This is a genomic window from Paenibacillus agaridevorans, from assembly GCF_018604145.1.
Taxonomy (GTDB): domain Bacteria; phylum Bacillota; class Bacilli; order Paenibacillales; family Paenibacillaceae; genus Pristimantibacillus; species Pristimantibacillus agaridevorans.
This window is the reverse complement of sequence record NZ_CP075889.1, coordinates 6,868,277-6,887,128: the sequence shown is the minus strand read 5'-3', so window position 1 is coordinate 6,887,128 and position 18,852 is coordinate 6,868,277. Positions and strand designations below refer to the sequence as shown.

Annotated in this window: 15 protein-coding genes; 13 read left to right on the top strand and 2 right to left on the bottom strand. The window is 55.5% G+C overall.

Features of this window, described 5'->3' with window-relative positions:
* Positions 1-8: 8 nt before the first annotated feature.
* The 11 genes from KJW29_RS27620 (at position 9) to KJW29_RS27570 (ending at position 14,615) form a co-directional block, all read left to right on the top strand.
* Positions 9-1,970, top strand: a complete 1,962-nt coding sequence (locus tag KJW29_RS27620) for a DHH family phosphoesterase (protein ID WP_108993113.1) — start codon at positions 9-11, stop codon at positions 1,968-1,970.
* Positions 1,967-2,410: a 50S ribosomal protein L9 gene (gene rplI / locus KJW29_RS27615; protein ID WP_087568484.1), complete on the top strand. Its 444-nt coding sequence runs from the start codon at positions 1,967-1,969 to the stop codon at positions 2,408-2,410. The genes KJW29_RS27620 and rplI overlap by 4 nt, the downstream gene beginning before the upstream one ends.
* Before the next feature lie 120 nt (positions 2,411-2,530).
* Positions 2,531-3,892, top strand: coding sequence for a replicative DNA helicase (gene dnaB / locus KJW29_RS27610; RefSeq protein ID WP_214627089.1), 1,362 nt, complete (start codon positions 2,531-2,533; stop codon positions 3,890-3,892).
* A 176-nt stretch (positions 3,893-4,068) separates the two neighbouring features.
* Positions 4,069-5,355: an adenylosuccinate synthase gene (locus tag KJW29_RS27605; protein WP_108993117.1), complete on the top strand. Its 1,287-nt coding sequence runs from the start codon at positions 4,069-4,071 to the stop codon at positions 5,353-5,355.
* A gap of 200 nt (positions 5,356-5,555) precedes the next feature.
* Positions 5,556-6,299 carry a hypothetical protein gene (locus KJW29_RS27600; RefSeq protein ID WP_214627088.1) on the top strand — a complete coding sequence of 248 codons (744 nt, stop codon included), beginning with the start codon at positions 5,556-5,558 and terminating at the stop codon, positions 6,297-6,299.
* Between the two features lie 167 nt (positions 6,300-6,466).
* Positions 6,467-8,029, top strand: coding sequence for a M23 family metallopeptidase (locus tag KJW29_RS27595; RefSeq protein WP_214627087.1), 1,563 nt, complete (start codon positions 6,467-6,469; stop codon positions 8,027-8,029).
* A gap of 228 nt (positions 8,030-8,257) precedes the next feature.
* Positions 8,258-9,013: a response regulator YycF gene (yycF, locus tag KJW29_RS27590; protein ID WP_087568479.1), complete on the top strand. Its 756-nt coding sequence runs from the start codon at positions 8,258-8,260 to the stop codon at positions 9,011-9,013.
* A complete protein-coding gene (gene walK, locus KJW29_RS27585) occupies positions 9,010-10,860 on the top strand; it encodes a cell wall metabolism sensor histidine kinase WalK (RefSeq protein WP_214627086.1) in 1,851 nt (616 codons plus the stop codon). The genes yycF and walK overlap by 4 nt, the downstream gene beginning before the upstream one ends.
* Positions 10,857-12,695, top strand: coding sequence for a YycH family regulatory protein (locus tag KJW29_RS27580; RefSeq protein WP_214627085.1), 1,839 nt, complete (start codon positions 10,857-10,859; stop codon positions 12,693-12,695). Before walK ends, KJW29_RS27580 begins: the two co-directional genes overlap by 4 nt.
* Positions 12,696-12,701: 6 nt before the next feature.
* Positions 12,702-13,466 (top strand): two-component system regulatory protein YycI, encoded by a 765-nt coding sequence (yycI, locus tag KJW29_RS27575; protein ID WP_087568476.1) that lies wholly within the window; start codon positions 12,702-12,704, stop codon positions 13,464-13,466.
* Between the two features lie 306 nt (positions 13,467-13,772).
* Positions 13,773-14,615: an MBL fold metallo-hydrolase gene (locus KJW29_RS27570; RefSeq protein ID WP_087568512.1), complete on the top strand. Its 843-nt coding sequence runs from the start codon at positions 13,773-13,775 to the stop codon at positions 14,613-14,615.
* Here KJW29_RS27570 and KJW29_RS27565 read toward each other — a convergent pair.
* Entirely contained in the window at positions 14,548-14,769 is a 222-nt protein-coding gene (locus KJW29_RS27565) for a hypothetical protein (protein WP_214627084.1), read from the bottom strand. The genes KJW29_RS27570 and KJW29_RS27565 overlap by 68 nt on opposite strands.
* A 137-nt stretch (positions 14,770-14,906) precedes the next feature.
* On the opposite strand from KJW29_RS27565, the gene KJW29_RS27560 reads away from it, so the two are divergent.
* Positions 14,907-16,340, top strand: coding sequence for a S1C family serine protease (locus KJW29_RS27560; RefSeq protein WP_214627083.1), 1,434 nt, complete (start codon positions 14,907-14,909; stop codon positions 16,338-16,340).
* 870 nt (positions 16,341-17,210) lie between these two features.
* On the opposite strand, the gene KJW29_RS27555 is transcribed toward KJW29_RS27560, so the two are convergent.
* The gene (locus tag KJW29_RS27555; RefSeq protein WP_214627082.1) at positions 17,211-17,969 is read right to left on the bottom strand and encodes an SDR family oxidoreductase; all 759 of its coding nucleotides are present in this window, start codon (positions 17,967-17,969) and stop codon (positions 17,211-17,213) included.
* A 228-nt stretch (positions 17,970-18,197) separates the two neighbouring features.
* Between KJW29_RS27555 and KJW29_RS27550 the strand changes: the two genes are divergently transcribed.
* Positions 18,198-18,791 (top strand): TetR/AcrR family transcriptional regulator, encoded by a 594-nt coding sequence (locus tag KJW29_RS27550; protein WP_214627081.1) that lies wholly within the window; start codon positions 18,198-18,200, stop codon positions 18,789-18,791.
* The last annotated feature ends 61 nt before the right edge of the window (positions 18,792-18,852 follow it).

Here is an 18,852-nt window from a genome sequence, read left to right as displayed (position 1 = left end):
TACGTTCTATGCCTAAGTTTCTAATTACGAGATGGCACGGCATGCATCAAGTGGCTGCGCTTGCGGTGCTTGCCTTGCTGTCGGCCCTGCTCGCCTGGTTTCACTGGGCGGCAGGACTGGCCGGTCTTATCCTTACGATCGGGGTCGCCGTCTACAGTTACTTTGCGGAGCGGGCGTTCCGCAAGGACCTTAAGACGTATCTCGGCACGTTATCTTATCGCGTTAAAAAGGGCGGCAACGATGTCATCAGCGAGCTGCCGTTCGGCATTATTCTCTATAATGAAGATCGTACCGTGGAGTGGCATAATCCGTACATTGCAAAAATATTCGAGCGCGACAACGCCATCGGCATGCCGCTGACGGAGCTGTTCCCGACGCTGCAGCATGCCAAGGATCGCGACGGCATCATCGAAGCGGCGGTAGGCTCGCAGATGTACCAGCTTATCTTCCGGCCCAAAGAAAAAATTCTTTACGTCAAAAACATCACGGAATTGTGGCAGCTCAGCCGCAAATACGAGGACGAGAAGCTCTCCCTCGGCGTTGTGATGATCGACAACCTGGAGGAAGTAACGCAAGGTCTCGACGACCATCAGCGAAGCTCCCTGCTCGCGAAAGTGACGACGGAAATTACGGAATGGGCCCAGCAGTACAAAATCTATCTCAAGCGGCTCACGTCCGACCGGTTTCTGCTCGTTACCGATCATAAGACGCTCCGCCAGTTGGAGCATTCCAGATTTGTCATTCTTGACGAGGTGCGGGAGATGGCGGGCGAGCAGAAGATCCCCGTCACGCTCAGCATCGGATTTGCAGCCGGGGCCGAGGGGATTATGGAGCTCGGTCAATGGGCGCATACGAGTCTCGATATTGCGCTGGGCCGCGGAGGCGACCAGGCTGCCGTCAAGGTGGCGGGACGCCAGTCGTTCTACGGCGGCAAGAGCAACGCCGTAGAAAAGCGGACTCGCGTGCGGGCTCGCGTCGTGGCGCATGCGCTGCGGGATCTCATGAAGGAGAGCCATAATATCATTATTATGGGCCATAAGCTCCCCGACATGGATTCCATCGGCGCAGCCATCGGCGTGCTCAAGGCCGCGCAGCTCTTTGGCAAGGAAGCCTATATCGTACTTGAGGGAATCAATCCTTCAATGGAGAAGCTGATGGAGCTGCTGCGCGAAGAAGAGAAGCTGTCCAAGCGGTTTATCTCCCCGGAGCAGGCATTGACGCTGATGACGCCGCAATCGCTGGCGGTCGTCGTCGACACGCACAAGGCTTCCCTCGTAAAGGAGCCGAAGCTGCTGACGGCGACGGATCGAATCGTCGTGATCGACCATCACCGCAGGGGCGAGGAGTTTATCAATCACGCGATTCTCGTCTATATGGAGCCTTATGCTTCTTCGGCTTGCGAGCTTGTCACCGAGCTGCTGCAATACATTCATGACCGGGTCGGGCTCGACATTAGGGAAGCGACTGCTCTGCTTGCCGGCATTACGGTCGACACGAAAAGCTTCTCGATGCGTACGGGAGCCCGTACGTTCGAGGCGGCTTCGTTCCTGCGAAGGAACGGGGCGGATCCCATGGTCATCCAGCGTATGCTGCAAGAGGATCTGGAAGGTTACGTCAGCAAGGCCGAGATTATTAAGCATGCCGAAGTGGTGTACGACCATATCGCCATCGCGGTGGTAGAGCAGGGCGTGCGCAATTCGCAGCTGCTGATCGCCAAGTCGGCGGATACGCTGCTTAATATGACCGATATTCTGGCTTCGTTCGTCATCGGCGAACGACCGGATGGACTCATCGGGATCAGCGCTCGCTCCCTTGGGGGCATTAACGTGCAAGTCGTCATGGAGCGGATGGGCGGCGGCGGCCACCTGACGAACGCGGCGGCTCAGATGGAAGGCACGGTGGGCGAAGCCGCGGCCAAGCTTAAGCAAGTGCTGCACCAAATACAATCGGAAGAGGGGTTATTCGAATGAAAGTAATCTTTCTGCAAGACGTAAAGGGACAAGGGAAAAAAGGCGAGGTAAAGGATCTCTCCGAAGGATACGTACGCAACTTCCTGTTGCCGAAGGGGCTCGCGAAAGCGGCGTCCGATGGCAATCTGAAGACGCTTGAGGTACAAAACGCATCGGAAACGAAACGCAAGGCGAAGGAGAAGGAAGACGCTCAGGCGCTTGCGAAGAAGCTGGAAGAGATGACCGTGGTCGTAAAGGCGAAAGCCGGCGAAGGCGGCCGCCTGTTCGGAGCCGTTACGAGCAAGCAAGTAGCGGAGGCGCTCGCGGGCCTCGGCGTTAAGATCGATAAGCGCAAGATCGAGCTGGAAGACCCGATCCGTACGCTGGGCATGACCCAGGTGCCGGTCAAGCTGCATCCGGAAGTGAAAGCGAAGCTGAACGTTCAGACGGCTGAAGAATAAGCAAGAGCAATCATCAGGTTTAAGATAAGCGGAAGTTGTCGGAGGTGGGCGTAGGCGTAGAATCGTCTGCGCCTGTCTTCCATTTTCCAAGAGCGATGACCGAGAGGAGAAGCGTGAAGCATGAGTACGGAATTAATGTTCGACCGGATTCCCCCGCAAAATATGGAAGCCGAGCAGGCTGTTATCGGGGCCATACTGATTCAGCCGGAGGCGCTCATAACCGCGATGGAACGGGTTCGCAGCGAAGACTTCTACAGCAGCAGCCATAGCCGCATCTACGAAGCGATGATCGAGCTGGGCGAGGACAACCAGCCGGTCGATCTCGTTACTCTTACAGCCCATCTTCAAGATCAAGGCTTGCTGGAGGAGATTGGCGGCGTCAGCTACTTGGCCAAGCTGGCTAATGCCGTACCGACGGCGGCCAACATTGATTATTACGCGCAGATTGTCGAAGAGAAGTCGATGCTGCGAAGATTGATTCGGACCGCGACCAATATCGTGTCGGATGGGTATGCGAATGCAGAAGACGTCGGCGTGCTGCTAAGCGATGCCGAGAAAAAAATTCTGGAAATTTCCAACCGACGCTCCAGCGGCGGCTTCATCTCCATCCGCGATGTGCTTATGGAGGTATTCGAGAAGGTTGAGTTCCTGTACAGCAACAAGGGCGGGCCGACGGGCATTCCGTCAGGCTTCGTCGATCTCGACAGGATGACGGCCGGCTTTCAGCGAAGCGACCTTATTATCGTCGCGGCACGTCCTTCCGTGGGCAAGACCGCCTTTGCCCTTAACGTGGCTCAAAACGTTGGCGTGCGGGCCAAGGAGACGGTCGCGATCTTCTCGCTGGAGATGTCCGCGGCACAGCTCGTGCAGCGGATTATATGCGCCGAGGCCAATGTCGACGCGACCCGGATGCGAACTGGCAGCCTGGAAGGCGACGATTGGGAGAAGCTGACGATGGCGATCGGCGCCTTGGCCGAGGCCGAGATCTACATCGATGATACGCCGGGCATTACGGTAGCCGATATTCGCGCGAAGTGCCGGAGGCTGAAGAAGGAACGCGGGCTGGGCATGATTTTGATCGATTACCTGCAGCTGATCGAAGGGCGGGGCAAGGCCGGCGAGAATCGTCAGCAGGAAGTATCCGAAATTTCGCGGACGCTCAAGATGATTGCTAGGGAGCTGGAAGTGCCCGTCATCGCGCTGTCCCAGCTCAGCCGGGGCGTCGAGCAGCGGCAGGACAAACGTCCCATGATGTCCGACCTTCGGGAATCCGGCTCCATCGAGCAGGATGCCGACATCGTCGCGTTTCTGTACCGGGACGATTATTACGACAAGGAATCCGAGAAAAAGAATATTATCGAGATCATTCTCGCGAAACAACGGAACGGACCGGTCGGCACGGTCGAGCTGGTGTTTCTCAAAAACTTCAATAAATTCGTCAATCTGGACCGGGCGCATCAGGATCCGTCTCAGGCATCGTAAAATATCCGAACAATTGTGTGGACGTCCGCACAATTGTTCGTTTTTTGTTTGACTTCTACGCGTCGCACTGCTACACTATTAGTGCTGTCTTCTGGCAAGTGATGCGGTGAAGAACCCGGATCTGCCGCAAGGACGGTAATTTTCGATGTTTGTATGCATCGAACGGGGGTATGATTATGTCTACGGTTGTTGTTGTCGGTACGCAGTGGGGAGACGAAGGGAAAGGCAAAATCACCGACTTCCTTGCAGAGGGAGCTGACGTTGTTGCTCGTTACCAAGGAGGAAACAACGCCGGGCACACCATCCTCATCGACAATAAGAAATACAAATTAACGATGATTCCATCCGGTATTTTTAATCATGATAAAACTTGCGTCATCGGCAACGGCATGGTTATTAACCCTGCCGCTCTTATCGACGAAATTAACTATATTCACGAGAACGGCTTCTCCACGGAGAACCTGAAGATCAGCGACCGCGCGCATGTGATTATGCCGTACCATCTTGTGCTGGACGGCCTTGAGGAAGACCGCAAGGGCGATAACAAGATCGGCACGACGCGCAAGGGCATCGGTCCGTGCTATATGGACAAAGCGGCCCGCAACGGCGTGCGGATCAGCGATCTGATGGATGCGGAGGAATTCGAATCCCGCGTTCGCGCCATCATCGTAGAGAAAAACAACCTGATCGAGCAAGTCTACGGCGGAGAGGCGCTTGACGCGGACTCCATCGTAAAGGATTACCTGGGCTACGCGGAAGTGCTCCGTCCATATGTGACAGATACATCCGTGGTGCTTAACGACGCTATCGACGAAGGCAAAAAGGTGCTCTTCGAGGGCGCTCAAGGCGTCATGCTCGACATTGACCAAGGCACGTATCCGTTCGTAACGTCCTCCAACCCGTCCGCGGGCGGCGTCTGCATCGGCTCCGGCGTCGGTCCGTCCAAGATTCAGCAGGTTATCGGCGTTGCCAAAGCCTACACGACTCGCGTAGGCGACGGCCCGTTCCCGACGGAGCAGGACAACGAGATCGGCCAATTGATCCGCGACAAGGGTCATGAGTACGGTACGGTTACGGGACGTCCGCGCCGCGTCGGCTGGTTCGACACGGTTGTCGTCCGTCATGCGCGCCGCGTCAGCGGCATCACAGGTCTGTCCCTGAACTCGCTGGACGTATTGACGGGGCTGGACACCGTTAAGATTTGCACGGGCTACAAGTACCGCGGAGAGATTATCCAGCACTACCCTGCAAGCCTTAAGACGCTGGCCGAGTGCGAAGCGGTATACGAGGAGTATCCGGGTTGGAGCGAGGATATTTCGGGAGCGAAGAAGCTGGAGGATCTGCCGGCCAATACGCTGAGCTACTTGAACCGTATCTCGGAGCTGACGGGTATTCCGATCGCGATCTTCTCCGTAGGCCGCAACCGCGAGCAGACGAATCCGGTTCGTCCGATCTACGAATAGAATAGCTGGTTAAAGCAGCAAGCCACAGCCATTGCCTGAAGGAGCGTAAGACGCTCCTTTAGACAATGGCTTTTTTTCTCCTGTAAGGCGGAATGCGGAATGTCCTCTCTCAACCTTGACCATACTGGTAGAAAGGAATGAACGGCTGCGAGAGGCAGAGGCTAAGATTCATGCCTGGAGCCGGCTTAGGAGATGATAGGATGTTTAGAGGGTTGGCGTGGATCGCCAAGCTGGTGGCCGCGGGATTAATCATCAGCTTTTTGTCGATCTGGACGACGGGGTATATCGTAACGAGTTATGTAGAAACCATATTAAAGCAATACGAGCTGCCGATCGAAGTGCCGCCTATGGCGATGTCTGGCGTATGGGGCAAGCTGTGGGGCTCGGACCCGCATACGACGGCGGAGGAGAGCGGCGTAGAGAGCGCCAGCGGCGTCGAAGGCGGTTCGGAAGCGAACGGCGATTCGGAGGATCTCGCGGCTGAGAATAGCGGCTCAGCGGAAGACGACGGAGCCCAGGAGGCGTTTGGCCAGATCGAGGAGCCCCCTCTTACCGATGTCGGCGTAGGCAAAGGCAGCGGCGCGGCCGGAGGCGTCGAGCCGCCGGAAGGAGGCGGCACAGGCGCTGAGGGCGAGAATGGCGGAGATGTCGCAGACGGCGGAACGCTGGAAGGCATCGGGGGATCGGACGGCGTAGACGGGACGGAGACGGCGCTGACGACGGACGAGTTGACGGAGACGAAGGATAAGATAAGCGACGAGGACAAAAATAAGCTGTTCGAATTATTGATGGCGAAGCTCCCCCAGGAGTCCTTGCAGCAGATCTCCGCATACATGGAGGAAGGGCTTACAGAACGCGAATTAACCAACATTCAACAGATTATGGCACAGCATCTCGACAAGAAAGAGTATGAGGATATGATGAGCATTCTGAAAAAATATTAATATTACGTTGTGATGGCAACGGTTGCTCCATTTGTTAGGCTTGTGTTAAAGTATTAGGCGAGTGATCCAACGGGATTATTCGCCTTTTTTCTATTTTTAATGCGCGATTCTCTTAGAAGCGATGCGAAAAGGAGACTATCATGACCGGTTTCAGGGATATGAGTCGTATGAAGAAGGTATGGGAGAATTCCACCCGCTACTTTCGACGTAAGGGCTCACAAGGCTTGGATAGCAAGACCGAACACCAGACCGCAGACTTGGTTGTTTCTACCCCATTCTGGCGGAAGAAGACGACCGGCCTGATCGGCGGCGCGGCAATTCTGCTTACAGTAGCCGGCATTATCGGTTACCAGCAATACTCGCAATATGTAGAACGAAATACATTCGAATTCTACCACGTATATAAAGATGGCGTTGAATTAGGAACGGTAGCTACGCAAGACGAAGTCGAGCAGTGGATCGCGTCGAAGACGCAAGAGGTGCAGCAAGCCAATCCGGACATTACGATGGTAGTGGACACCGGCGAAATTACATACGTCGAGGGCAGCGGTTTTAAGGCTGTTCCGGAGACGGAGGCTACGCTGGCGAAGCTGGCTGGCGCAACAACCTCGCATGCGGTAGGCGTGGAAGTGGTTATAGACGGCAACGTCATCGGAGTCGTAAAGGATCAGGCCACGGCGGACGACATTCTGTCGCGCGTGCAGGGCAAGTATGCGCCCGAGCTGGCGGCAGCGGCCAAGAAGGACAGCAGATCGGTTACGACGTTGTCGTACGACAAGGATGCCGAAGCGGCAGCGGCGGATGCGGCTAAGCCGGATCTTACCAAGCCGGGACGCGTCGTCACGGATGTAACCTTTGTAGAGGATGTTTCGATCGAGCAGATCGAAACGGAACCTTCGAAGATTGCAAATGCGGACGATATCTACAAAAAGATCATTACGGGCAGCACCAAGCCGACCAAATATGTCGTGAAAGAAGGCGATTGCATCGGCTGCATTGCGCAGAAGTTCGATATAACGTCCGACTTTATCCGCGAAAATAATAAGTGGATCAAGGATGACAAGATTACAATCGGGGACGAGCTGGACTTGACCGTACAGCTTCCGGAGCTGACGGTTGTAACGACCGAGAGCCTGGTGGAGCTGGAGAAGATTGCAATTCCCGTCGAGTATACGAAAAACGAGAAGATGCGCGTCGGCGAGTCCAAAACCATTACGCAAGGCGTAGAGGGCGAACAGCGGCTCACGTACAGCATCAAAAAGGAGAACGGTTATGTCGTCTCCGAGGAACTGGTAAAAAAAGAAGTATTGAAGGAGCCAATCGCTACCGTCATCGAAAAAGGTACGATGGTCGTGCTGGACGAAGGCACGGGCAAGTTCCGCTATCCGATAAGCAATCCCCGGTTGACAAGCAAGTTCGGGGCGCGTTGGGGACGTAACCATAACGGCATCGATCTTATTGGCAGCAAGACAATTATGGCGGCCGACAACGGCGTCGTCGAATTCGTAGGCACGAGAGAAGGCACGGGGAAAACGATCATAATCAACCATAAAAATGGATATAAGACTCTCTACGCACACTTAAGCTCGTACAAGGTAAGCAAGGGCGACAAGGTAGAGAAAGGCGACTCCATCGGCATTATGGGCAATACGGGCAATTCCACGGGCACTCATCTTCATTTCGAAATTCATAAGAACGGCGTGATCCAAAATCCGCTGAAGTACTTATAATATATATATCCAATACGACCATATTTGAAGCATCTTGGGAGTCATGATTCCCGGGGTGCTTCTTCTATTGTAGACGATGCATAAGCGAGGTTGGTTGCATGGAAGATACAGGATGGACGATAAGGATAAATTGCCAGCCTGTAGGGAATTTCATTGTGAACGGGACGCCCCCGTATGTTAGAATATAAGGGCAACTATCTATTGGACAAGCGACAGGCGGTGTAAACGATGCACGGTAAAATTTTGGTGGTCGATGATGAACAGCCGATTGCAGATATATTGAAGTTTAACCTGGAGAAGGAAGGATACGAGGTCATCTGCGCATTCGACGGCGGAGAGGCCGTCAGGCTGGCATTCGAAGAACAGCCCGATCTAATGCTGCTGGACTTGATGCTGCCCGTAAAGGACGGCATGGATGTGTGCCGCGAGGTGCGTACGAAGCTCCATATGCCCATCATTATGCTGACGGCGAAGGACACGGAGATCGACAAGGTGCTGGGTCTGGAGCTGGGCGCCGACGATTATGTCACGAAGCCGTTTAGCACGCGCGAGCTGCTCGCCCGGGTAAAGGCCCATCTGCGGCGGCAGACGAAAAATGACAAGCAGTCCGAGAGCGCGGCGGCTTCGGAGGGCAGTCAAGATCCGCATGCGGAGCAGACCGGGCTCAAGCTGTTTAACCTGTTTATCGATACCGACATGTATGTCGTGTACAAGGACGCGGCGCCGCTGGATCTGACGCACCGCGAATTCGAGCTGGTGCATTATATGGCGCGCAACAGCGGCAAGGTCATGACGCGGGAACATCTGCTTCAGGCGGTATGGGGCTTCGAATACTTCGGCGACGTTCGTACGGTGGATGTCACGATCAGACGACTGCGCGAGAAGATCGAAGATGATCCCAGCCGTCCGGAATACATTATGACAAGACGCGGGCTGGGGTACATGATGCGCAATCCGAAGTCGGGAGGCTTCGGGTACGGATGAAGGGACGGAGCTTCTTCCGAACGATTCAGGTCAAGCTCGTCATTATCTATCTGCTGCTCATTTTGGTAGCGATGCAGCTTATTGGCGTGTATTTCATCAGCACGGTCAAAAATTCGCTCATCACGAGCTTTACGAACAATCTGAAGGAGCAGGCCGACATTTTGGCCAAGTTCGCGGCTCCAAGCCTGCTCCCCAATCAGGAGGGCGATGGAGACTCCGCCGATAACACGACGGAGGATCTTAATCTGGTCGTGCGCAATCTGTTCAGCATCAGCGGGGCCGAGGTACAAGTGCTTGATGCAAACGGGAAGGTCGTCGCGACGTCGCTGCAGGTCCATCAGTCGAATATTGGGCAAAAGAACAATTCGCTTGCGGTTCGCCGCGCCCTGCAGAACATTCCCGATAACGAAGAAGAGATTATCGACGAAGACAATACGCGAAAGAAGAGAATCGCGCTGCCTGTCACTTATAACGATAAGGTAGTCGGCGCTGTTTACGTTGTTGCGTCGATGACGGAGCTGTACGAGACGGTCAATCGGGTCAACCAGATTTTCTTCTCGGGTACGCTGATCGCGCTTGGATTGACGGGCGTACTCGGCATCTTGCTCGCTCATACGATCACGAGTCCGATCCAGGGACTGACGCGTCAGGCGGAGGCGGTCGCGGATGGACGATTCGATCTAAAGGCGCCGGTACTCGGCGATGATGAAATCGGGCGGCTCAGCATGGCGTTTAATGATATGACCATCCGGCTCAAGGAAGCGTTGTCGGCGAACGAAGAGGAGAACGAGAAGCTGGTCTCCGTCCTGTCGAACATGAGCGACGGGGTCGTTGCGGCGGACGAACGCGGAGTTATTATCGTCTGGAATCGCCGTGCGCTGGAGATGCTCGAGGTGGATACGCTCCAGGACGCGAAGCTGTCGGAGCTGCTCATTCTTACGCCGGATAAGCTGGCGGAGTTTGAGCAAGGACGCGGCGGCACGATCGTGTTGAACCGCGGACCGCAAGACGATGCAAGCCTCGCCGAAGCCGGAGACTCCGTGCTTAAGGTTACGTTTACGCCCATCCATCGCAGAGGCAAGGGGATCACCGGCATGATTGCGGTGCTGCAGGACGTCACGGAGCAAGAGAAGCTGGAGCAGTCGCGCCGGCAATTCGTCGCCAATGTGTCGCATGAGCTCCGTACGCCGCTCACGACGATCAAGAGCTACGCCGAAGCTCTCGGAGACGGAGCGCTGGAGGAGCGGGATCTGTCGACACGTTTCGTCGGCGTCATCAGCAACGAGACGGAGCGCATGATACGGCTTGTAACGGATTTGCTTCATCTGTCGCGTCTGGACTCCAATCAGGCGCCGCTTCGCAGGCGGCAGACGAATATCCACGACATGCTGGACGAAGTAGCCGACCGCTTCTCCTTTCAGCTGCGACAGAAGTCGATATCCGCCACTGTCGGCGTGGAGCGTGGACTCAAGAACGCCTGGCTCGACCGTGATCAGATCGACCAGGTGCTGGACAATCTCGTATCCAATGCCATCAAGTATACGCTGGACGGCGGACAGATCGGTCTGACCGCGCGGCGAACGGCGGATGGCGGATCGATAGAGATCAGCGTCAAGGATACCGGAATCGGCATTCCGAAAAAGGATCTGACGCGCATCTTCGACCGCTTTTACCGAGTCGACAAGGCAAGATCGCGCAATATGGGCGGCACGGGTCTCGGCCTGTCCATTGCCCGGGAAATCGTGAGGGCGCACGGCGGTACGATTGCGCTGTATTCGGAGCTGAACGAGGGGTCCAAAGTGACGTTTACGCTTCCTCTGCTTCAGGAAGGAGGCGATCCCGAATGATGGAACGTATGAAAACGGGCGTGTTGATCGTGCTGGTAGCGCTCAGCCTGCTGCAGAGCTACTTGCTTGCCTATAGCATGCCGAGACTTGGCGCCACGGTGCGAAGCGATCAAGATTACGTGAACACGGAGCGTCTCGGTACGCAGTCTCACGTGGAGAACACCATTTTCCCCGATGACCTTATTATCCATATGGGCGATGATCGGCATACGGTGATCTATCCGGATACGCAGTTCTACGAAATGATTTTGAAGCAACGGCTGATCGGCCGCGAATTCAAGGGCTTCCAGCGCAGCCCGATTACGCTGATCGACTGGAACGAGGTGCGCAAAAACGACATCGGCATCGAGCTGCGGTTCGGCAGCGGCGTCGCCGTCGATCTGTTGCAGAAGCTGCTGAAGCTGGAAGGCGATCTGTTGTTTCTTAACGACAGCATCGATCGGATCTGGATCTTTAAGACAACGGATACGGAGGAGATCCGTACCTTCTTCTTTAGCAGCGAGGAGGGCATTGTCTACGAGTCGGTACGCGCCGACTTGACCGTGCGCGACGTGCAGGATTATGTCGGCTTCGGCCAGCATCTGCCCGAGTATATGATGGTGGGGGATGATCTGTATGCGCCGAAGGAGTCCTTGCAGGCGACGGCGATGACCTTCCCCTATGAGACGTATTCGCCGGAGCAGATGCAGCGAAGCTTGTTCTTCGATCCCAGCACGACGAGGGCGATCGTCGATCGCAGCGGGTCGCAGATCTTTACCGACGGCAAGCGCGGTCTCAAGGTGGAGCAGAACGGCCTGTGGATCAACTATACGAACCCGGCCGCGACGCAGAGCAGCGAAGTTTTGCTTAGCGAGAATGTCTATGCATCGGTGGAATTCATTAATCAACATGGGGGCTGGGATGGCACTCATGCCTTCGTGGGCACGACAGCGGACAGGGAGCATAAGCTGGTCACGTTCCGCAAGTATGTGGAGCAGTATCCTGTCGTAAGCAACAGCCCGTTTAATTACGGCCAAATTCAGCTCACGCTGCAACAAGGCGTCGTGACGGAATATTCGAGATCGCTGATTACGCTGAAGCCCCAGGCCCAGGATCGCGAGGTGCGTTGGCTGCCTGGCGGAGAGAATTTGGAGCAGCGGCTGAAGGGTTACGAACGGCGAAGCGAGATCACGGCGCTGTTTCCGGCGCTGCGGCCTGTGCCGATGGAGGATGACTTGCTGCGCTTGGATCCTGTATGGGCAGTCCGATTATCCGACGGCACCGAAGAAGTGTTGACGGACGCGTATCCTGTCGGATATTCGCCTCCGGCCAAGCCGCCTGAAGGCAGCAATGGGGCTGGCGGAGAAGGGGAGGCAGCGGGCGACCCGGAGGATGCGTCTGCGGATAACCGGGATGCACTACCTGGTGGCGAGAGTGTAGCCAGCGGTGCCGGGGCCCGGACGGATCGGGTTGGACAGAGCAACGGCATCGAAAGCAGCACGACCGCAGGTGATTTTACCGGTAGAGGCTTGTCGGGGCTTGTCGCTGATCGCTTCGGCAATGGCGGCGGAGACTCTGTCGCTGACTCAAGCTCGGGTAAGGATGTAAGCTCGGATAGGGATGCCGGGAATGGGAGTGCCGTTGCGAGCGCAGGAAACAACGCTTCCGGACAAGGAGCGTCAGGGGGAGTTGGATCCACGGGTCAGGGCGGCAATGAGAAGGAAGAAGAGCCGGGCAGTCTCGGGGACTCGGAGGCGGCTCGCGAAGACGGGGAAACAGATTTGGCGGCAGACCCTCCCGCGAGCGGGATCGCGGCTCCTTCCGGCGAGGGAAGGCTAGACAGAAACAGGAGGTGATGGGGATTGGATTGGGGCAGAGCGAAGAGCGTATTGATTATTTCGTTCCTGATGCTGAATGTGCTGCTAGGCTATCAGCTGTGGAACGATATTCGGGAGCAGCTGGACGCCAACGTGAATTCGGCGGAGCTGCCGCAGGATAAGGTGGTGCTGATGCAGCAGAAGCGGATAACGTTATCGGCCAACTTGCCGTCGGATACGCCGAAGCTGGGCGACTTGACGTATCTGCTCCATTCCGATGTCCATCAGAAGTCTAAGCCTACGGAGCTTGAGACGCCTGTCGACAGCGCGCTTAACTTTAACAAGCAGGGATTGATCCGGGCAATCGGCGATGAAGTGCCGGAGCTGGAGCATTATGTGTACGATCTGCACAACAGCAGGGAAGGCGTATTCGTCCATCATCGGATGGTGGACGGGCGCCCTATGTTCAACGTTAAGCTGGAGCTGTACAATAGCAATCTTAAGATTACGGGTTACCTGCAGGATCGGATCGAGCTGATCGGCAGAGGCGAGGAGAAGCAGGTGCTGCCCGCGGCGAAGGTCGTGGCGAGCCTCATCGAGACGTATTTAAAGGAAGGGTCCGTTATCACGGATATTCAGCTCGGTTATCACGGGCAAATTTTCGATTCGGAGAAGCAGGTGTCGGCGCCGTCTTGGCGTGTAATGCTGGAGGACGGCAAGATCTTTTACGTACACGCCATAAGCGGCGAAGTAACGACGGATGGCGCGGAAGATGGAAACGCGGAAGGCGGCGCCAAGTCTGGCGGATAGACGTCAGGCGACCGGACCAGAGGGAGCAAGACGAGACAAGACATGCAGCATATCCAATTGGGAATAAGTTCGTATGGATGGAGACGGGCTCCACATGGTTAGATAGAGGGAGTCCAATCCTGCTATTATTTCATGCGATTTTATAATAGATACCGTTTCAAATTACTTAGTAGATATGAGATTGATAGAGGTATAATAGGAAGAGGATAAGTTGGCTTGGGGATAGGGCAGAGGTCGTCGAATGCGAACGATGCGGCCCGCGATATCAGTGTTGCCAATGGGTAGCAGGAGAAGGGATTGGACGGTTTGGGACTCAGATTTACGGTACTTGGAAGCGGTTCGACGGGAAATGCGACGATCGTGCAGGGAAATGGGGCTACGGTACTCATCGATGCCGGGCTAAGCATGAAGAAGCTCGAGGAGCTCATGCGCATGCAGGGTATCGGCTGCCATGAGATCGATGCGTTGTTTGTGACGCATGAGCACTCCGATCATATTAAGGGACTGGGCGCTCTCGCGCGGAAGTACGAGCTTCCGATCTATGCGAACGAAGCGACCTGGGGAGCCATGGAACGACTGATCGGGACGATCGCACCCGAGAAGCGGACGATTATGGAGTCCGGCGAAGCGCTGACCTTCGGCTCTTTGCAGGTGCAGTCCTATCCGATCTCGCATGATGCGGCGGAGCCGGTCGGCTATTGCTTCGAAGAGGATGGCGAGAAGCTGAGCCTGGCGACGGATCTCGGCTATGTCAGCGAGAAGGTGAGACGGCAAATTATCGATTCGGACGTGCTGGTGCTGGAGTCCAACCACGATACCGAGATGCTGCGCATGGGCCGTTATCCATGGAATATTAAGCGGCGCATTTTAAGCGACGTGGGCCATCTGTCCAACGTGGCGGCGGGCGAGGCGCTGCTGGAATTGATGACCGACCGGACGAAGCGGGTTTATCTGGCCCATCTTAGTCTGGATCATAATCAAATGGATCTGGCGATGCTCACGGTCAATTCTATATTGGAGAATCACGGAATATTTTATAAGCAGGAGGAGTTCCCGCTGCGTCATACATACCATGACCGTCCTACGCCATGGGATGAAGTGAAGCGGCGATCAGACTCTCCAGTTGCTCGTCCAGCTGTTCGGCCTTAGCGGCAAGCTCCTCGCGGGACAGCAAGCCCTTGTCGATCAAGAGCTCCAACATGGCGCTCAGCGTTAGTACCGTGCGGTAATGGTCATCCTTCAGGTCGGCCAGCTTGGCCGCCAGTTGTACCTGCTCCCAGGCGGCGGGCGTGCTTTGTTTCATGAACATCTCTCCTAGTGTAAAAAAATGTTGTTGCGGTTACCTCTAATCTATTATTATTTTAGTCATTTCTTCCGAAAACATTCCTAGATTATGAAAAAAAGAGATAAGGTTCGGTTCCAAGGAGAGGAGCGATTCCGATGAGCATTTTCGACGACGATTTTTATTCCACCAAGGTGTCCAGGCGAACCGTCCGGCAAAGCCGGCAAGAGGACTCCAGGTTTCCATACAGAAGCGGCGAACGCAAGTGGTCGAATGTGCGAATCGCGTTTATCTCATCGTTCACGAGCGCTGTCGCGGCGACGTTGATCTTTGGAGCGGTCTTCGGGGGCTTCGGAAGCGCTCCGGGAGGCGGAGGCGGCATGGGCGGCTCGACGCCGAGCGGGCTCGTAGCGACGGGCGATCCGTCGGAGCGGGCTATCAATGCCGCGGCGAAGGTGAGTCCAGCCGTTGTCAGCATTATTAACGAGCAGCTCTTTGGCTTCGGGCTGGGAGGTCAGAAGCTGGAAGACGACGCGAAGGAAGGCGAAGGCATCCTGCGGGAAGCGGGAGTGGGTTCCGGCGTCATCATTAAGAAGAAGGACGGCAAGGCGTACATCGTAACCAATTACCACGTCGTAGCGGGCGCCCAGAAGGTGCGTGCCGTGCTCACGAACGGCGAAATACGGGAAGCCAGCGTTGTCGGCGAGGATCAGATCACCGATCTGGCCGTGCTTGCGATCGACGACAAAGGCATCGACACGGTAGCGGAGGTTGGCGATTCTTCGGCCCTTCGCAAAGCGGAGTTCGTTATGGCGATCGGCAATCCGCTCGGTTTGGGCGAGTCCATTACGATGGGCGTCGTCAGCGTTATCGAAGAGGTCGTGCCCGTCTCTCTTAACCAGAACGGCGTCATCGATTGGGAGCAGGAGGTTATTCGCGTCGATGCCGCCATTAACCAAGGCAACAGCGGCGGACCGCTGATCGATCTCAATGGCCGCGTCGTCGGCATCAACAGCATGAAGATCGCCGACTTCGGCGTCGAAAGCATCGGCTACGCGATTCCCATCAATAAGGCAATGCCCGTGCTGGAGGAGTTGATGGCGCAAGGCTTTGTCTCGCGACCTTACCTTGGCGTATACACGCTGGATCTGCAGCAGTATTGGCGCCAGCAGGATATGGGCGATCTCGGCGATCTGTTCGGCGAGGATCCCGAGGGCTGGCTTGGCGAAGAGGAGGGCTCCGGCTCTGGGGCTGAAGACTCCGAGGGTGCAGCAGAGCAAGGCAAGGATGGCGAGGAGCCTGACGGCGGCGAAGGAGAAACCGGCGGGACCTCTTCGGATTTGAAGCTGCCGGACAATGTGCTGGCAGGCGTCATCGTGCTGGAGGCCGTTGGCCCGGCGTTGAAGGCAGGTCTGCAGTTCAACGACGTCATCGTTGATTTCGACGGCCATGCGATCGGGACGACGATGGAACTGCGCAAGTACCTCTACTCGAAGAAGAAAATCGGCGATTCCATCGAAATTTCGTATTACCGGGACGGCGAGCTCAAGAAGACGAAGCTGAAGCTGGGCGAAAGCGTGGCGGAGGAATAAGAGGGCATAGGCACCGGCATCGGCAGGGATTGTAGCCGGCCGGTTGTATCAAAAGACTGCTGCAACTCGAGGGGATCCGATTATGATGGATCCTGCGAGTGCGGCAGTCTTTTTTGAAGTTGGGGGGGCGGCATGTTATAGCGGATTGCTCCTCTATAATGGGGCTTCCGGCGTTAGCCCGGCACAATACGCCGCGTCTGTGGCCCGAAGTGCCGAATGAGTATGAAAAAGCGAGTACAATCGCCACATCCGGTGCTTGGAGTGCCGCATGAGTATGAAAAAGCGAGTATAATCGCCGCATCCGAGGCTCAGAGTACCGAATGAGTATGAAAAAGCGAGTACAATCGCCACATCCGAGGCTCAGAGTGACGAATGAGTATGAAAAAGCGAGTATAATCGCTACATCCGGTACTCGGAGTGCCGCATGAGTATGAAAAAGCGAGTACAATCGCCGCAGCCGAAGCTCGGAGTGCCGCATGAGTATGAAAAAGCGAGCGGATTTCTCCACTATAATCGGCCACCCGACGCAGGACTGGCGCAATATAGTGGACTACTTCGCTATAATTGGTCATGGAGTGCTAGCCCGGCATAATATGGCGGATTTCTCCACTATAATCGGCCACCCGGTCCTAACAAGTGTGGAGAGTAAAAGTTGCTGAAAAACGTCAAATGGTGGCAGGACCACGTGAGCGTAGGATAGTTAAGTAACTGAGTGGTTGCATCTATATAGGAACGGTGGGGGATGCTGTTCTGACAGTCGGAAGCGCATAAGAAACACCGTGCCCAGTAGGACACGGTGTGGCGGAGTCATATGTGTGAAGGGGATAGAGGCACCAATCGTACCGCTCAGCCCACTTCATGCTGCTTGGCTTAGTATGCCGTCCAACCGGCGTCCGCTGTCACGACCGTGCCGTTGACGAAGCTGGAGTCGTCGGATGCGAGGAAAAGGGCTACTTTGGCAATCTCCTCTGGAGTTCCGGTACGAGGGTTGATGCCCATGCCTGCCATGGCGCGGCCCATGCCGAATTCGTTCGGCGCATTGATGGATGTGCCGATGTTCGTCGCAACGCCGCCCGGAGCAATGGCGTTACAACGGATGCCTTTGACCGAGTACTGGTAGCCGACGTTTTTCGTCAGGCCGACCACGGCATGCTTCGCTGCGGTATAAGCCGCGCCGGCTCTCGAGCCGAACAGACCGCCCGCGGATGCAATATTGACGATGACGCCGGATTCCTTCTCCAGGAAAATCGGCAGCGACTTGCGGATCGTGCGCATAGGTCCGGTTGTATTCACCGCGAAGACGCGTTCCCACAGCTCGTCCGTCAGATCGCCGACAGGCACGAAGTTATCCATAATACCTGCGTTATTGATCAGAATATCAAGCGTACCGTATTCGTTGACCGCGGAATCGATGAGGTTTTGAACGTCTTCTTCCTTGGCTACATTGGAGGCGACTGCGACGGCCGTGCCGCCTTTCGCCGTGATTTCCTCGACGACTTTGCCTGCTCCTTCGACATTAAGGTCGGAGACGACGACTTTGGCGCCTTCGGCCGCGAAAAGAAGCGCGATTTCCTTACCCATGCCGGATGCCGCGCCTGTGACGACGGCTACTTTATTTTGAAGCTTCATAAGTGGTTCCTCCTCGAATTTTGGTTAGTATGCGCTGTTGCTAGTGACTGATACGCAGGAGAAATTAATTATTGAACAGCTGTACAATAAAGAACATCTGTTGAGTTTATTATACTATAATGAATTTGGGGCAAACCATATATAAACCGCTTTCATTTGTTCGATAATAGACAATGCGATGGGAATTGTTGAATACTTTTTGAAGGAAAATAAGGGAGGATGCGGCATATGGGGAAAACGAAGGTCGATCGCCGCGTCTTGCGGAGCAAGCTGGCGCTGAAGGAGGCGCTGCTGTCGCTGATGGCGGGCAAAAGCTTTTCCCAAGTGTCCATCACGGAAATCGTGGAGACGGCGAATTACAACCGGGGGACGTTCTACACGCATTACGAGAACAAGGAAGCGCTGTTGGACGAGGTGCTGGGCGAGCTGATCGAGGAGCTGATTGCCGCGTTTCGCGCGCCGTACGATCAGGTGGAGCTGTTTAAGGTGGAGGAGATGCCGGCAACCGCGGTAAAGCTGTTCGAGCATATTTATAGCCGACGGGAGGCTTATACGATCCTGTTCCAGAGCGACGTGCTGCCCATGGTCAAAGAAAAGATGTTCTCGGCAGTAAGGAGGATATCGAACGAGGACTTGGAGCAAGAGACGACGGATCCGATCAATCGGGAGCTGATGCAGGCGTATTCCATGAACGCTCTTATGGGACTCGTCTTTCACTGGATCGAAGGCGGATTCCAATACGAACCGGCTTATATGCAGGAGCAGCTGGTGCTTATCCTGAATTACCGGCCCGGGGCGGCAAGAACGCATGTGAGGAAGTAAAGAGAATCTAAACTTTGATGACCGTGCTTCACACAGGGCTGCTTGATCTGCTATTCTGGAG